The sequence below is a fragment of the Cycloclasticus zancles 78-ME genome, from assembly GCF_000442595.1.
In the GTDB taxonomy this organism is placed as follows: domain Bacteria; phylum Pseudomonadota; class Gammaproteobacteria; order Methylococcales; family Cycloclasticaceae; genus Cycloclasticus; species Cycloclasticus pugetii.
On record NC_021917.1, the window covers coordinates 849,331 to 863,590 of the forward strand.

The window sequence follows — 14,260 nt, forward strand, 5'->3', positions numbered from 1 at the left end:
TGCGTTAAATCAAACTGGCTACCCCATCTATACCATGGCTTCGGTATTTAACTGGGCAAGGTTTACCGGCAACCGTTATATGCTGGTTGGCCTTGGTGTTCTTGTTATCTTTCAACTGTTTTTTAACTATCAAGAACCGATACAAGCCTTGTTGGGTGTAGCTGCAAGCGATTTTGCTAAAACTTGTGTTAGGCATAACAATCACGAACTTAAACTAGCGCCTTCTTTAAGTTGTAGGTCAGCCTCTTTTTATACGCACTACTTTCATAATTTCTAAATCAATGCCAGCAACAGTTTCTTGTGCTGGATAGTACGTCATGTTTACTCGGGCGCCTTTTAAGCTCTGGTATTGACCTTTGCGCTTGAATTTAAAGGGCACAGTGCAACCTTCTACCATCAACGTATGTAAAATCCAGTCGCCTTGAGGGCGTTGAACATGTGACATAACCTTCATTAATTCTGAGTGAGTAAGGCTGGGGTGTTTTTCAATTAGTTTTTGGGGGTCTGATTGCATGTTTTTTTAATGATTAATTTAACCAATAACCGTTAAAGAACTTATTGGTTCTTTGTTAAGAGTGGGCGCTAGCTAGGCCGACCCCATAATTCACTCTATTGTGATATTCACGTTCTTTTAGGGTACTAGGAATAACTGCATTTATAAGGTACAAGTTATCAAAATAATGGTTAAGATACGACAATTAAACGAACAAGGAAAAGATGATGAGTAACTCAATTTACGATATAGCGCTAACTAAAATTGACGGTAACGAATCAACCCTCTCTGACTACCAGGGAAAGGTTATGCTGATTGTTAATGTGGCTTCTAAATGCGGTTTAACCCCTCAATATGAAGGTTTAGAGGCGCTTTATCAAGCGTATCAAGACAAAGGCTTGGTGGTATTGGGTTTGCCTTGTAATGATTTTGCAGGGCAAGAACCGGGCAGTGATGCTGAAATACAAGCATTTTGTTCAACAAACTATGCCGTCAATTTTCCGCTGTACAGTAAAGTAAACATAAATAGCAGCCCAAGACACCCGCTATACGAATGGCTTATTAATGCCCAGCCAACAAGCAAACAGCTAGAAGGTGGTCAGTTAATGAGCCGACTGGCAGAAAAGGGTTTATCGCCAGCGGTAGAAAGCGATGTCAGCTGGAATTTTGAAAAATTTTTAGTGGCGCGTGATGGGTCAATTAAGGGCCGGTTTGCGCCTGATATAAAGCCTGATGATGCAAGCCTTATTAACGCGATTGAGGAAGCGTTGAAAGCTTAAGAGTTTGCTGGGTCAGCTATTTGAAAAGCTTCTGTTTGTCAAAATAAATAGCCTATCAGAATTTCTTATTTAAGAGAGGGGGCTAACTACCCTCTGAATAAAGTAAATCAAGCTGGCTGACCCCTTGATTCTTCTTGATTCCTTAGGCAATGTAACTGGAAATTGAGCCATGAACAACAAAAAGTACTCCCATTATTTGTGTCTTAATACTTCCTACAGACATTTCTTTAAAAGCGCCTTCTAAACTTGAAAGTTGGGATTTTATGCGGTTAATCTCTTTAAAGGATGCTTTTTGTAATTTAGATACAGATTGTTGTAATGACATGTTTTGTTTTTCTAGGTCTTTTTTCACCCAGTCAATTTGAGTTTGTAAATGGGATATTTTTTCTTCTGTGGTTTTTGGAGTGTTGTATATACGTAAGTTACCGAAAGTTTCTTTAGAAGAGACGCCACCAAGAGTGATTGTTTGTGTAGAAGCCTTTTTAAATAGTGGAATGTCAGCAAGCCACTTTTTTATTACATTTATAATATTTGAATTATGAATAATTCCTATATTTGAGTCGATAGAATAAAGAATTAGAAGTCCACCAGCCAGCTGTAACCCGAATGCAAAGGCTTTATTTATTTGTTCTAAAGAGGTAGGGCAATAACTAAGAGCGGTGCAATGCAAGACTACAAAAAATATTGGAATCAACACTGGCCAGCTTCGTAAAAACCAACGAGCTAGCAAAAGCATTTTATTCATATGATTTTGCCTAACAGCATGTTTTATGGGATTGCATCCCACAAAACAGTATTACCGGGAATCCCGATAGTTTTATTTGGTTGATTTTAATAAAGGCGTTTAACTTCTTGTAATATTTATACATTATTTCCATTCCATTGGACTCTTGAATTTAAATGGTGGGATTTAATCCCACATATCAATAAGCTTTTTTACCCAGCCAACTTCTTATATTTAAGCCGTCTAGGTTGATCTATCTCAGCACTCAATCGACGTTTAAAATCAGCCTAGCGGTCTTCATTTATTATTAATCGATATTTATCTCTGCTAAGAGTCGCTCGCGCATTAATAAAAAAACGGGCACTGCAAAAGCCACCGCAACGGTAGCCGTTAGTAGAATATATACCCACCATCGAGCCATTGAGAGGCGGCGAGCTTCAATAAATGACCAAACAATAAAAGCGCCCCAGATAACCAGCACATCATTGGTTAAAGAGCTTGAGGCATTGTTAATATAGGCCTGATGAATAAAATGACTAAGTGAAAACCCACCCTGTTCAAGCATATATTGAATATTAAAGTACGACGTTAACGTGACGCCCGCTAAAGCAAATAAAGCATAGATTATTTGACGGCTTTTGGATGAGTTGAGCATTAATCGTCCTTTTTTAATGGTGTTTATGGTGCGAAATCATAGGGGCAATCAAATTGATATTCGATAGCCCCATGAATGAATTTTTCTACCCCGCCAACTTTTTATATTTTAACCTTTTAGGTTGATCTGCTTCTACACCCAGTCGGCGTTTTAAATCGGCTTCATATTCTTCATAATTACCTTCAAACCAGACTACATTACTATCGCCTTCAAAGGCAAGCATGTGGGTGGCTATGCGGTCTAAGAACCAGCGATCATGCGAGATGACCACGGCGCAACCGGGGAAGCTGAGTAGGGCTTCTTCTAGTGCGCGCAGGGTTTCAATGTCTAAATCATTAGTCGGTTCATCCAGCAGTAATACATTACCGCCTTCTTTCAGTACTTTAGCTAAATGCACACGGTTACGTTCACCACCGGATAGGTCGCCCATGCGTTTTTGTTGGTCAGATCCTTTAAAGTTAAAGCGTCCAACATAAGCGCGTGATGGGGTTTCATAGGTGCCAACGGTAATCATGTCGTTACCTTCTGATATTTCTTCGAATACGGTTTTGTTGTCGTCTAAGTTTTCGCGTGATTGGTCTACGTAGGCGAGTTTTACGGTTTCACCTATCTTAATATCACCACTGGTGGGTTCTTCTAACCCGCCCATCATTTTGAATAGGGTGGATTTACCTGCGCCGTTGGCACCAATAATCCCCACGATGCCACCTTGTGGCAGATTAAAGTTTAGGTTGTCGAATAACACGCGGTCACCAAAGGCTTTGCTGATATTAACGGCTTCTATCACCGAATCACCTAAGCGTGGGCCGGGTGGTATGTAAATTTCCTGTGTTTCGCTGCGTTTTTGGAACTCTTTGGATTGCAAGTCATCAAAGCGTGCCATACGTGCTTTGCTTTTAGCATGGCGGCCTTTCGGGTTTGAACGCACCCATTCTAGCTCTTTTTTAATGGAACGTTTTTGCGAGGCTTCGGCTTTTTGTTCTTGCTCTAGTCGTGCGTCTTTTTGTTCTAACCATGATGAGTAATTGCCTTCCCAAGGAATGCCGCGTCCGCGATCGAGTTCTAAAATCCACCCGGCAACGTTATCTAAAAAATAACGGTCATGGGTAACGGCAACTACGGTACCGGTAAAATCGTGCAAGAAGCGTTCTAACCATGCCACAGATTCAGCATCTAAGTGGTTGGTTGGTTCATCAAGCAGCAACATATCGGGTTTTGAAAGTAATAATTTACACAGCGCAACGCGGCGTTTTTCACCCCCTGATAGTTTGCTAACATCGGCATCCCATGGCGGTAGGCGTAGGGCATCTGCGGCAATTTCCATGGTGCGATCGGTGTCGTGGCCATCACCAGCTTGCAGGATGTTTTCTAACTCGGCCTGTTTTTTTGCTAGGGCGTCAAAGTCAGCATCGGGCTCGGCATAAGCGGCATATACAGCGTCTAATTCAGCTTGAGCATTGGTGAGGTCACCTAACGCTCCTTCAATGTTAGCGCGTACGTCCTTGCTTTCGTCTAATTGCGGTTCTTGGGCGAGGTAGCCAATTTTAATGCCTGGCTGTGGGCGCGCTTCGCCCTCTATTTCGGTGTCTAACCCAGCCATAATTTTTAGCAGGGTCGATTTACCTGAGCCATTTAGACCCAAAACACCAATTTTAGCGCCGGGGTAAAACGATAAATAAATATCAGTAAGAATTTTACGTTTTGGGGGAACGACTTTACTAACGCCGTTCATGGTGTAGATGTATTGAGCCATTTGTAATCCGTTTATTATTTAAATAAGACTTGTTCTAAGGGTAGTAAACATAGTTAAACGTGTATTAATCGTTTATGGCGCGGCTCGTTTAATGGCGAGTTGGCGCGCATAGTTATTGATAGATATTTTATACAATGATTGGATGGCGTTATAGGCGTAAATATCAGATTAGGTAGCGATATAGGTGGTTTTTTCTTATAAATTAGATAAATGCGTATTACAATCTTATTATATTGCATTGCACAAATAATTTTATTTTAAGGAAGGAACATGACTGAAAACAGAATGTCGAGCTTTATTGCTCCTCAAACAATTGTTGTTATCGGCGCCAGTTCACGTGATGGCTCACTCGGTAAGATCATTGTTCAAAACTTATTGTCTGGCGGTATGGCGAAAGGCAATATCAGTATTGTTAACCCTAAGTATAAACGTGTACTCGACCTTCCTTGTAGTGCCTCGGTAGATGAACTTGAATCTGCAGCGGATTTAGCGGTTATTGTTTCACCACCTAAGACTGTACCGGGGTTAATTGCTGAACTAGGGCAAAAAGGGACAAGAAGTGTTGTTGTCATTACCGCTGGGTTTTCTGAAGGCAATGGCACCGGTGGTAAAGATCTTGAGGCGCAAATGTTGAAAGAGGCGCGTCAATATAATGTGAGAATTATAGGGCCGAATTGTTTAGGGGTTATCTCACCGATTAACAAATTAAATGCGAGTTTTAGCCATTTAATGCCTAACAAAGGAAAGATTGGTGTCATTTCTCAATCAGGCGCCATGTTAACCTCGATTATTGACTGGGCATGTGGTCGCGGTATCGGTTTTTCTCATTTAGTGTCGCTGGGGGATATGGCTGATATTACATTTGGAGAGGTCTTAGATGCAATGTCAATGGACTCAGAAACGGAAGCTATTGTTATTTACATGGAATCGGTTCAGCATGCGAGGCGCTTTATTTCAGCAGCAAGGGCCGCCTCTAGGACGAAGCCGATTGTTGTGCTGAAAGTGGGCCGCTCAGATGCGGGCAGTAAAGCAGTAGCGTCTCATACGGGGGCAATGGCAGGTTCTGACGATGTCTATCAAGCTGTTTTTGATCGTTCAGGATTACTTAGGGTCAATGGGATGAGTGAGCTTTTTTATGCTGCTGCATCACTGACATCGGTTAAACCACTGGATAAGAGTGGCTTAGCCATTTTGACAAATGGTGGTGGTATGGGTGTATTGGCAACAGACGCATTGGTTCAATCAGGTGGGGTGTTAGCGCAGCTGTCAGATGTCAGCAAACAAAAGCTTGATAAGGTGTTGCCAAAAACATGGTCGGGTGCAAACCCTATCGACATTATTGGTGATGCTGGACCAGACCGTTATGCTGCCGCCTTGGGTGTTCTTCAAGAGGATGAAAATATTGGTGCGATATTGGTCTTGAATTGTCCGACGGCTGTTTCATCAAGCATTGATATAGCGAAGGTTGTGGCTGATATTGCTGCAACAGGTAAAAAATGTGTGCTCACCAGTTGGGTGGGTAGTGCAACCGCCGAAGCAAGTCGTTCCTTGTTTGCTGAGCGAGGTATTCCGAGTTATGCAACGCCTGAATCGGCGGTTAATTCATTTATGTATTTAGTACATTATCGTCAAAACCAGAAAATTTTGATGGAAACACCGCCCGCGCTGACAGAAGATTTAGAGTTTGACGTTAAGACAGCACAGTCTATTGTTGACAAAGCGGTAGCGAAAAAGCGCGAATGGCTTAATGAAATGGAAGCAAAGCAGGTGTTGGCAGCCTATGGTATTCCGACGGTAACAACACGCCTGGCTACGACAGCCGAAGAGGCTGTCAGTTTTGCGACAGAGCTTGGGTACCCAGTGGCGGTAAAAATATTTTCTCCCGATATTCTTCATAAATCAGATGTTCAAGGCGTTGCGCTGAACTTGGCGAGTGAGGCAGCGGTAAAACAAGCCGTACTGGATATTCAAAATACGGTTCAACATCGTCGGCCAGATGCGCAAATAGAAGGCTTTTTTGTTCAAAATATGGCTAATTATAAAGACGCGCATGAGGTGATCTTAGGTGTGTTAAATGACCCAACATTTGGCCCGGTTTTAATGTTTGGTCAGGGGGGTACAGCGGTTGAAGTGTATAACGATAAAGCGCTAGCCTTGCCTCCATTGAACCTTAAGTTAGCAAAAGATATGGTGGCGAGGACGAAAATTTATCATCTGCTAAAAGGTTATCGTGATCGAGAAGCTGTTGATATGGATGCGCTTTTGTTAACACTGATTAAACTCTCTCAAGTAGTTGTGGATTTTGATCGCTTAGTTGAGTTGGATGTTAATCCGTTGCTGGTTAATAGTCAGGGTGTTGTTGCGCTCGATGCCCGCATACGTATTTCTATAAAAAGTGAGGTGAAGACGAACAGGCTGGCTATACACCCTTACCCACATGATCTTGAAGAGAAAATAACGCTTGCGTCCGGTAAAACCTACGAATTGAGACCGGTGAGACCAGAGGATGAACCGGCGCTGATAGAAAACTTTAATCAGTTAACCAAAGAAGAGATACGGTTTAGATTTTTTAATGCAATAAAGACGATGAGTCACCCCATGGCAGCACGTTTTTCGCAAATTGATTATGACCGTGAAATGGCGTTGGTTATAACGGACCCAAGAACACAAAAAAACTGGAAGCTGTACGCCGTGGTGCGCTTAATATCAGAGGCATTTGAACCAAGGGCTGAGTTTTCTTTAATTGTTAATCATGTCGTTGGCCGACAAGGCTTGGGTACGTTATTGTTGAAGAGGATTATTCATTACGCCGAATCAAGAGGGCTTAAGGAGGTGTATGGTTCAGTGTTGGCAGAAAACAAAGTCATGCTAGATCTGTGTAAAAGAGCCGGCTTTACGATGCAAAGTCAGCATAATGAACCCGGGGTGGTGACGGTGAAGCTGTTATTAAATCGCGAAGCGTCAAACAGTTGATTTAGCTCAGTTGCATTAAAGCACGTATGTGTTGTTCGGCACTACGTCCCAATGCTTTTAGTGCGTAACCGCCTTCGAGTACAGAAACAATGCGATTGTGCGAGTAGCGCCGTGCAATCGCTATGATTTCCTGTGTTACCCAAGCAAAGTCTTGATCTTGAAAACACAGGGTCGCGATATCATCTTCCCAGTGTGCATCAAAGCCGGCCGATATAAAAATAAACTGTGGTTTAAAAGCATGTAAGGCGGGTAACCAATGTTGTTGTACCTGAGCGCGGAACTCTGCCCCTGTTGAGCCTGACTTTAAAGGCGTGTTAATGAGCTTGTTGGGGATGCTCGGGCGATTAGAAAATGGAAACAGAGGGTGCTCATAGCTTGAGCAAAATAGCACGCGATCATCTGCCTCAAAAATTTCCTGTGTGCCATTACCTTGGTGGACATCAAAGTCAACAATGGCAATACGATCTAGTGTGTGTTTTTCAAGAGCGTGTGCAGCCGCAACAGCAATATTGTTGAAAAAACAAAAGCCCATTGATTTGGACCTTTCCGCATGGTGCCCCGGTGGCCGAACAGCACAAAAAGCATTTTCTATTTGCTTGTCCATAATAAGGTCAACCGCAGTGGTGCCTGCGCCTGCAGCTTTTAGCGCAGCGTCTAGGCTATGTTCGTTCATTAGCGTATCAGGGGTGATTTGAAAGAGCGCTTGCCCGCTGCCAGGGGCGTTATCAACTATATATTCAAGGTGTTGCTGGCTATGAACTCGCAATAAAGCGGCTTGCTCGACATTTGGCGCCTCAATATGCTCTAAAAGGTCCCAAAGCTGTTGGTGTTTTAATTGATCTTGAATGGCATATAGGCGACTTGACCTTTCTGGGTGTCCATCCCCCATGTCATGTTTAATTAAATCAGCATGCGTGATGTAGGCCGTTCTCATACAACATTGGTCCGGTAGTTTATGATGTTAATAATATACATTAAAGAACTTGAGCATGCGTTGATCAGGCTTTAGGATGCCAATTGGTGTTGGTTTTTCAAAGTTCTTGTGTGCTTTCTGCTAAAAATAGCCTTGTAACCACAATATGATGTAGAATTCGCTTTTTTATTTAATTAACGACGTTGGAAACGGCACGAGGAAACTAAATGTACAACAAGCGCATGACCATTGAAGGATTTGATGACGAACTTTGGGCGTCTATTCAACAAGAAGAGCAACGCCAAGAAGACCATATTGAGCTGATCGCATCTGAAAACTACGCGAGTCCTCGTGTGATGCAGGCGCAGGGTTCTATGTTGACTAATAAGTATGCAGAAGGCTATCCAGGTAAACGCTATTATGGTGGTTGTGAGTATGTGGATATTGCTGAGCAGTTAGCTATTGACCGTGTTAAAGAGTTGTTTGGTGCAGATTATGCCAATGTGCAACCTCATGCGGGCTCACAAGCCAATGCAGCAGTTTATTTCGCACTTTTACAAGCAGGCGATACCATTTTAGGGATGAGTTTGGCACACGGTGGGCACCTCACGCATGGAGCTAAAGTAAACTTCTCGGGCAAAATATTTAATGCCGTTCAATACGGCTTAAATGAAGCAACCGGCGAGGTGGATTATGAAGAAATTCAAGCACTGGCAAACGAACATAAACCTAAAATGATTGTAGCCGGTTTTTCTGCGTATTCTCGTGTAATGGACTGGCAAAAATTCCGTGATATTGCGGATTCTGTTGGTGCGTATTTATTTGTAGATATGGCGCATGTTGCCGGTTTAGTGGCGGCGGGTGAATACCCAAGCCCAGTAGGGATTGCTGATGTTACTACATCAACCACACATAAAACATTACGTGGCCCACGTGGTGGTTTAATTTTGGCCAAATCCAATCCTGAGATTGAGAAAAAATTAAACTCAATGGTCTTTCCAGGTACTCAAGGCGGCCCACTGATGCATGTGATTGCAGCGAAAGCAGTGGCCTTTAAAGAAGCGTTGTCACCTGAATTTAAAGCTTACCAAAAACAAGTTAAAGTCAATGCTAGTGCGATGGCCGATACCTTTATCGCACGTGGTTATAACATCGTGTCAGGTGGTACAGACAATCACTTGTTCTTGGTTGATTTAATCGACAAAGGCTTAACCGGTAAAGCAGCTGAAGCAGCCCTAGAAGCGGCGAACATCACGACTAATAAAAACTCTGTACCGAATGACCCTCAGTCACCCTTTGTGACCAGTGGTATTCGTTTAGGTGCGCCAGCAATTACAACACGCGGCTTTAGCGAACAAGACAGCAAAGACCTTGCTGGTTGGATGTGTGACATTCTTGATAACATTGAAAACGAAAGCGTTCAACAAGCGGTTAAGGAAAAAGTATTGGCCATTTGTTTACGTTTACCTGTTTACGCAGATTAAGGTTTAAGCCATATGCAATGCCCCTTTTGTAATGACAGTGATACACGTGTTATTGACTCGCGCTTAGCGGGAGAAGGGGATAGTGTGCGTAGGCGTCGTGAATGCCAAGCATGTAAAGAGCGGTTTACCACCTTTGAGACAGCCGAGCTGAATCTGCCGAGGGTAGTGAAGAGTAATGGTGTTCGCGAGCCCTTTTGGGAAGAAAAGCTTAGTGTCGGGGTATTGCGTGCGTTAGAGAAACGGCCTGTTAGCAGCGAAGATATTGATGCTGCTTTGAGTCGCATCAAAAAAAGCTTGCTGTCACTGGGCGAGCGCGAAGTCCCCTCGATGAAAATTGGTGAGCTGGTGATGGAAGAACTAGGAAACCTAGACCATGTTGCTTATGTTCGTTTCGCGTCTGTGTATAAAAGTTTTGAAGACATCAATGAATTTAGAAAAGTAATTGATGAGCTTGAAAAAGAAGATAAAAGCGAACAGCTGATGTTATCAGCCGTTGTTAGCAAAAAATAATATGATGCTATGACGTTTACGTCTGATGATCAACGCTATATGAACCGAGCGCTAGAACTGGCGGCGCTTGGTAGGTACAGCACAAAACCAAACCCTTGTGTCGGCTGTGTTATTGTTGACGAGGGGCACGTTATTGCTGAAGGTTGGCATAAAAAAGCTGGCGAACCACATGCTGAAGTATATGCGTTACAGAGTGCTGCTGCAGCAGCGAAAGGTGCAACTGCGTATGTGACATTAGAGCCTTGCAGCCACCATGGCAGAACACCACCGTGTGCTGATGGTTTAATTAACGCGGGGGTATCTCGCGTGGTTATTGCTATGCAAGACCCTAATCCTATTGTGTCCGGGCAAGGTGTTGCTAAACTTCAGGCCGCAGGTATTGAGGTGGCTGTTGGCTTGTTTGAAGAGCAAGCAATAGCGCTAAATCAAGCGTTCTATCATAGGATGACTACAGGCCAGCCGTATATTTTTAGTAAAGTGGCAATGAGTCTGGACGGTAAAACAGCGATGGCATCGGGCGAAAGCCAATGGATAACAGGGGCGGCGGCGAGAAAGGATGTACATCAGCTACGTGCTGAAAGTGATATTGTCTTAACAGGGGTAGGAACAATCCTTGCTGATGACCCCCAGTTAACAGCGAGAGATGGTTTGGAGCATATAGCGGTAGAGCAACCGCATCGAGTTATTCTAGATTCGCAGTTAAAAACCCCAGTGAATGCTCGTATTTTTAAGTCGAACGTTAAGGTCACTATTTTAACCTGTAGTAATAATCAAGACGCTATGACGGCTTTGCAGCAAGCTGGCTGTACTGTGCAGGTGATTGCTGCCGATGCTCAGGGACAAGTTGATTTATACGCCGTTCATGAGTGGCTAAGGTCGCAGGCTATTAATAGTGTAATGGTTGAAGCCGGTGCATTGTTAAATGGTGCACTGTTGCAAGCAGGTATTATTGATGAGTTAATCATTTATATGGCGCCAAGTGCCTTAGGGTCGGATGCAAGAGGTGCTTTTTCTATGCCTCAAGTATCAACGTTATCAGATAGAGTTCAACTACACTATGTGGGTATGCATGAGCTTGATAGCGATATTAAATTAACTTATCGGGTTAAAAGGGAAGGCTAAATGTTTACTGGAATTATCGAAGCAGTCGGTGAAATTAAGCGTATTGAACAACAGCAAGGTGATGTGCGCTTGACGGTTGCTACAGCTCATTTAGATTTGAGTGATGCACAGCTTGGTGACAGTATTGCTGTTAATGGTGTCTGTTTAACGGCCATTGAATTGGCGGCAGGCCAGTTTGTTGCGGATGTTTCAAATGAAACATTATCGGCAACAACGATGGGGGCACTAACAGTCGGTACGGCGGTTAATTTAGAATGTGCGTTACAAGCACACACTCGCTTAGGTGGACATATGGTTAGTGGCCACGTTGATGGGGTTGGGCAGGTGCTTGAGCGCAAAACCGATGCACGTTCAGTTCGTTTTCGTTTTAGTATGCCTAAGGAATTAGCTCGTTATGTTGCGCAAAAAGGCTCCATTTGTATTGATGGTATTAGCTTAACGGTGAATAGCGTGGATGATTCTTCGTTTTCCGTTAATATTGTGCCGCACACGTTAGAGATGACAACATTAGGCCAGCGAACAATTGGCGATTCAGTGAATCTTGAAGTAGACGTTATTGCGCGTTACTTAGAGCGCTTAATGATGGGGGATGCAAAGAATTCGTCATCAGTTGATTATAAAAAATTACTTGAAAGCAGTGGCTTTGTTAAATAATCTGAAAAGAAACTGAGTTGAATCGGCTACAATACGTGCCACTGACCAACTAAAAATACTTATGAATACGACTCAAGAAATTATTGATGACCTAAAGCAAGGCAAAATTGTCATCATAATGGACGATGAAGATCGTGAAAATGAAGGTGACTTGCTAATGATTGCTGAGCATGTGCGCCCGCAAGACATTAACTTTATGGCGAGTTATGGCCGCGGTTTGATTTGCTTAACGTTAACGCGTGAGCGTTGCCAGCAATTAAGGTTGCCGTTAATGGTTAATGATAATCAAGCAGCCTACTCAACCAATTTCACGGTGTCAATTGAAGCGGCCGAAGGCGTAACTACCGGTATTTCAGCGGCTGATCGTGCAAAAACTATTTTAGCCGCGGTTAATCCAACTGCAAAGCCAACTGATGTTGTTCAGCCGGGGCATATTTTCCCGCTGATGGCGCAACCGGGTGGGGTTTTAAATCGTACTGGGCATACTGAAGCTGGCTGTGACCTTGCGCGTCTGGCAGGTGCAGAGCCTGCTGCTGTTATTGTGGAAATATTAAATGATGATGGCACGATGGCAAGACGAGCAGATTTGAGCGTTTTTGCTGAAAAACATGAATTAAAAATGGGGACGATTGCCGACTTAATTCATTACCGTATACAAAATGAAAAAACGATAGAGCTTGTCAGTAGTTGCCATTATCCGACTAAATACGGTGATTTCAGACTTCATGCTTTTCAAGATGAAATAGATAATAAGCTGCATTTGGCCTTAACGTATGGTGATGTCAACACAGATGAGCCAGTAATGGTTCGAATTAATGCAAAAAGCACATTAGCCGACTTATTACACGCGAAAGAGAGTGATCATTACCCCTTGCCAAGTGCGATGCAAAAGATTGTTGCTGAAGGGCGAGGTGCGTTGATTTTAATTCGTAATAAAGAAGATAATCAATCGATTGTTGAGTTTATTCACGAGCAAGAATTAAAAGAAAAAGGGGTGTCTAATTTGGCGCCACAACCCTTGGTTGACTCAAGAGAAGTGGGTGTAGGTTGTCAAATTTTAACAGCGCTCGGTATTAAAAACTTAAAATTGCTTGGTACGCCAACGAAATATTCAGGACTGACTGGTTTTGATATTGAGATTGTTGAGCATGTGCCATTAGATTAAGTTGCTGATAAATGAAGAGTGCAGCAGCTTAAGCGCTTTTCGAACGATACAAATGGTTCTTTAAATTTAAGTTTATACGTACACATAACAAGGGTTTTATATGTCAGATGCAAAGGTAATAGAAGGGAATATGGTCGTGCGTGATGCACGTTTCTGCTTATTGGTGGGGCGTTTTAATAGTTTTATTGTTGACCAACTAGAAGGCGGTGCAATTGATACATTAGTTCGACATGGTGCGGATATTAAAAACATTGATATTGTCAAAGTGCCTGGCGCATTTGAAATGCCCTTGGCAGCGCAACGTCTAGCAGCGAAGCAAAATTACGATGCAATCATTGGTTTGGGCGCGGTTATTCGCGGTGGTACGCCACATTTTGAATATGTTTCAGCCGAGGTCACCAAAGGCCTAGCCACTGTGTCATTGCAAGCGAATATCCCTGTTACGTTTGGTGTGTTAACAGTTGACTCTATCGAGCAAGCGATAGAACGTGCGGGCACAAAGGCTGGAAATAAAGGGGCTGAAGCGGCCCTTGCGGCCATTGAAATGGTTAATGTGCTTAAGGTGATAGACGCCGAATGAGTTCACCAAAAAGCAATGCAAGATTAGTCGCGTTACAAGCTTTGTATCAGTGGCAAATTACGGGTCAAAACCTTAATGAAATTTGTAAACAATTTGAAGAAGACTCAGAAACGCCTAAATATCAGACAGCCTATTTTGAGCACCTATTGATCGGTGTCGTTGATAAACTGGGTGAGTTAGACGAAGCAATTAGTGAGTTCACTACGCGAAATTTAGAAAAGATTGATCCCATTGAAAAGGCTGTTTTACGCTTGGGTGCATATGAGCTATTTTACAAGCCAGAAGTACCGTATCGAGTGGCTATTAATGAGTCGATAAACTTGGCGAAAAAATTTGGTTCTGAAAAAAGTCATGCTTATGTAAATAGCATCATGGACAAATTAGCACAAAAAAGTCGAGCCGTTGAAATAAACGCAAAATCAAAAGGCAAGAAAAAAACCGGTTAACCTTGCAAA

Annotated in this window: 15 protein-coding genes; 9 read left to right on the forward strand and 6 right to left on the reverse strand. The window is 43.0% G+C overall.

The window, feature by feature from the left end:
- Window positions 1-4 precede the first annotated feature (4 nt).
- Complete coding sequence (locus CYCME_RS04225; RefSeq protein WP_041932895.1) at window positions 5-196, reverse strand: hypothetical protein; 192 nt, start codon at window positions 194-196, stop codon at window positions 5-7.
- Window positions 197-238: 42 nt separating this feature from the next.
- Window positions 239-514 (reverse strand): hypothetical protein, encoded by a 276-nt coding sequence (locus CYCME_RS04230; RefSeq protein ID WP_020162480.1) that lies wholly within the window; start codon window positions 512-514, stop codon window positions 239-241.
- Window positions 515-717: 203 nt separating this feature from the next.
- On the opposite strand from CYCME_RS04230, the gene CYCME_RS04235 reads away from it, so the two are divergent.
- A complete protein-coding gene (locus CYCME_RS04235) occupies window positions 718-1,272 on the forward strand; it encodes a glutathione peroxidase (protein WP_223253223.1) in 555 nt (184 codons plus the stop codon).
- A gap of 142 nt (window positions 1,273-1,414) precedes the next feature.
- On the opposite strand, the gene CYCME_RS04240 is transcribed toward CYCME_RS04235, so the two are convergent.
- From CYCME_RS04240 to ettA, 3 genes are all read right to left on the reverse strand, one after another.
- Window positions 1,415-2,017 (reverse strand): hypothetical protein, encoded by a 603-nt coding sequence (locus CYCME_RS04240; RefSeq protein WP_020932222.1) that lies wholly within the window; start codon window positions 2,015-2,017, stop codon window positions 1,415-1,417.
- Window positions 2,018-2,303: 286 nt separating this feature from the next.
- Entirely contained in the window at window positions 2,304-2,651 is a 348-nt protein-coding gene (locus CYCME_RS04245) for a DUF2834 domain-containing protein (protein WP_020932223.1), read from the reverse strand.
- A gap of 85 nt (window positions 2,652-2,736) precedes the next feature.
- Window positions 2,737-4,404 carry an energy-dependent translational throttle protein EttA gene (gene ettA, locus CYCME_RS04250; RefSeq protein ID WP_020932224.1) on the reverse strand — a complete coding sequence of 556 codons (1,668 nt, stop codon included), beginning with the start codon at window positions 4,402-4,404 and terminating at the stop codon, window positions 2,737-2,739.
- A 270-nt stretch (window positions 4,405-4,674) separates the two neighbouring features.
- Between ettA and CYCME_RS04255 the strand changes: the two genes are divergently transcribed.
- Window positions 4,675-7,377, forward strand: a complete 2,703-nt coding sequence (locus CYCME_RS04255; protein WP_020932225.1) for a bifunctional acetate--CoA ligase family protein/GNAT family N-acetyltransferase — start codon at window positions 4,675-4,677, stop codon at window positions 7,375-7,377.
- Between the two features lies 1 nt (window position 7,378).
- On the opposite strand, the gene CYCME_RS04260 is transcribed toward CYCME_RS04255, so the two are convergent.
- Entirely contained in the window at window positions 7,379-8,311 is a 933-nt protein-coding gene (locus CYCME_RS04260) for a histone deacetylase family protein (protein ID WP_016389992.1), read from the reverse strand.
- A 206-nt stretch (window positions 8,312-8,517) separates the two neighbouring features.
- Here CYCME_RS04260 and glyA point away from each other — a divergent pair, with 206 nt between their 5' ends.
- From glyA to nusB, 7 genes are all read left to right on the forward strand, one after another.
- Window positions 8,518-9,774, forward strand: a complete 1,257-nt coding sequence (gene glyA, locus CYCME_RS04265) for a serine hydroxymethyltransferase (protein WP_020932226.1) — start codon at window positions 8,518-8,520, stop codon at window positions 9,772-9,774.
- 12 nt (window positions 9,775-9,786) lie between these two features.
- Entirely contained in the window at window positions 9,787-10,284 is a 498-nt protein-coding gene (gene nrdR / locus CYCME_RS04270) for a transcriptional regulator NrdR (RefSeq protein WP_015006393.1), read from the forward strand.
- A gap of 9 nt (window positions 10,285-10,293) precedes the next feature.
- Window positions 10,294-11,406: a bifunctional diaminohydroxyphosphoribosylaminopyrimidine deaminase/5-amino-6-(5-phosphoribosylamino)uracil reductase RibD gene (gene ribD / locus CYCME_RS04275; RefSeq protein ID WP_020932227.1), complete on the forward strand. Its 1,113-nt coding sequence runs from the start codon at window positions 10,294-10,296 to the stop codon at window positions 11,404-11,406.
- Window positions 11,407-12,060, forward strand: a complete 654-nt coding sequence (locus CYCME_RS04280) for a riboflavin synthase (RefSeq protein ID WP_020932228.1) — start codon at window positions 11,407-11,409, stop codon at window positions 12,058-12,060.
- 61 nt (window positions 12,061-12,121) lie between these two features.
- Complete coding sequence (ribBA, locus tag CYCME_RS04285) at window positions 12,122-13,225, forward strand: bifunctional 3,4-dihydroxy-2-butanone-4-phosphate synthase/GTP cyclohydrolase II (protein ID WP_015006390.1); 1,104 nt, start codon at window positions 12,122-12,124, stop codon at window positions 13,223-13,225.
- A 100-nt stretch (window positions 13,226-13,325) separates the two neighbouring features.
- Window positions 13,326-13,805, forward strand: a complete 480-nt coding sequence (ribE, locus tag CYCME_RS04290; protein WP_015006389.1) for a 6,7-dimethyl-8-ribityllumazine synthase — start codon at window positions 13,326-13,328, stop codon at window positions 13,803-13,805.
- Window positions 13,802-14,251, forward strand: coding sequence for a transcription antitermination factor NusB (gene nusB, locus CYCME_RS04295; protein WP_015006388.1), 450 nt, complete (start codon window positions 13,802-13,804; stop codon window positions 14,249-14,251). Before ribE ends, nusB begins: the two co-directional genes overlap by 4 nt.
- Window positions 14,252-14,260: the final 9 nt, after the last annotated feature.

What these genes read in the sequence shown, in the direction of transcription:
- ribBA (WP_015006390.1), top strand. Translation starts at nt 12,122, where the DNA reads ATGAATACGACTCAAGAAATTATTGATGACCTAAAGCAAGGCAAAATT.
- ribD (WP_020932227.1), top strand. Translation starts at nt 10,294, where the DNA reads ATGACGTTTACGTCTGATGATCAACGCTATATGAACCGAGCGCTAGAA.
- CYCME_RS04235 (WP_223253223.1), top strand. Translation starts at nt 718, where the DNA reads ATGATGAGTAACTCAATTTACGATATAGCGCTAACTAAAATTGACGGT.
- ettA (WP_020932224.1), bottom strand. Translation starts at nt 4,404, where the DNA reads ATGGCTCAATACATCTACACCATGAACGGCGTTAGTAAAGTCGTTCCC.
- glyA (WP_020932226.1), top strand. Translation starts at nt 8,518, where the DNA reads ATGTACAACAAGCGCATGACCATTGAAGGATTTGATGACGAACTTTGG.
- nrdR (WP_015006393.1), top strand. Translation starts at nt 9,787, where the DNA reads ATGCAATGCCCCTTTTGTAATGACAGTGATACACGTGTTATTGACTCG.
- CYCME_RS04230 (WP_020162480.1), bottom strand. Translation starts at nt 514, where the DNA reads ATGCAATCAGACCCCCAAAAACTAATTGAAAAACACCCCAGCCTTACT.
- nusB (WP_015006388.1), top strand. Translation starts at nt 13,802, where the DNA reads ATGAGTTCACCAAAAAGCAATGCAAGATTAGTCGCGTTACAAGCTTTG.
- CYCME_RS04260 (WP_016389992.1), bottom strand. Translation starts at nt 8,311, where the DNA reads ATGAGAACGGCCTACATCACGCATGCTGATTTAATTAAACATGACATG.
- CYCME_RS04240 (WP_020932222.1), bottom strand. Translation starts at nt 2,017, where the DNA reads ATGAATAAAATGCTTTTGCTAGCTCGTTGGTTTTTACGAAGCTGGCCA.
- CYCME_RS04280 (WP_020932228.1), top strand. Translation starts at nt 11,407, where the DNA reads ATGTTTACTGGAATTATCGAAGCAGTCGGTGAAATTAAGCGTATTGAA.
- ribE (WP_015006389.1), top strand. Translation starts at nt 13,326, where the DNA reads ATGTCAGATGCAAAGGTAATAGAAGGGAATATGGTCGTGCGTGATGCA.
- CYCME_RS04245 (WP_020932223.1), bottom strand. Translation starts at nt 2,651, where the DNA reads ATGCTCAACTCATCCAAAAGCCGTCAAATAATCTATGCTTTATTTGCT.
- CYCME_RS04255 (WP_020932225.1), top strand. Translation starts at nt 4,675, where the DNA reads ATGACTGAAAACAGAATGTCGAGCTTTATTGCTCCTCAAACAATTGTT.
- CYCME_RS04225 (WP_041932895.1), bottom strand. Translation starts at nt 196, where the DNA reads ATGCCTAACACAAGTTTTAGCAAAATCGCTTGCAGCTACACCCAACAA.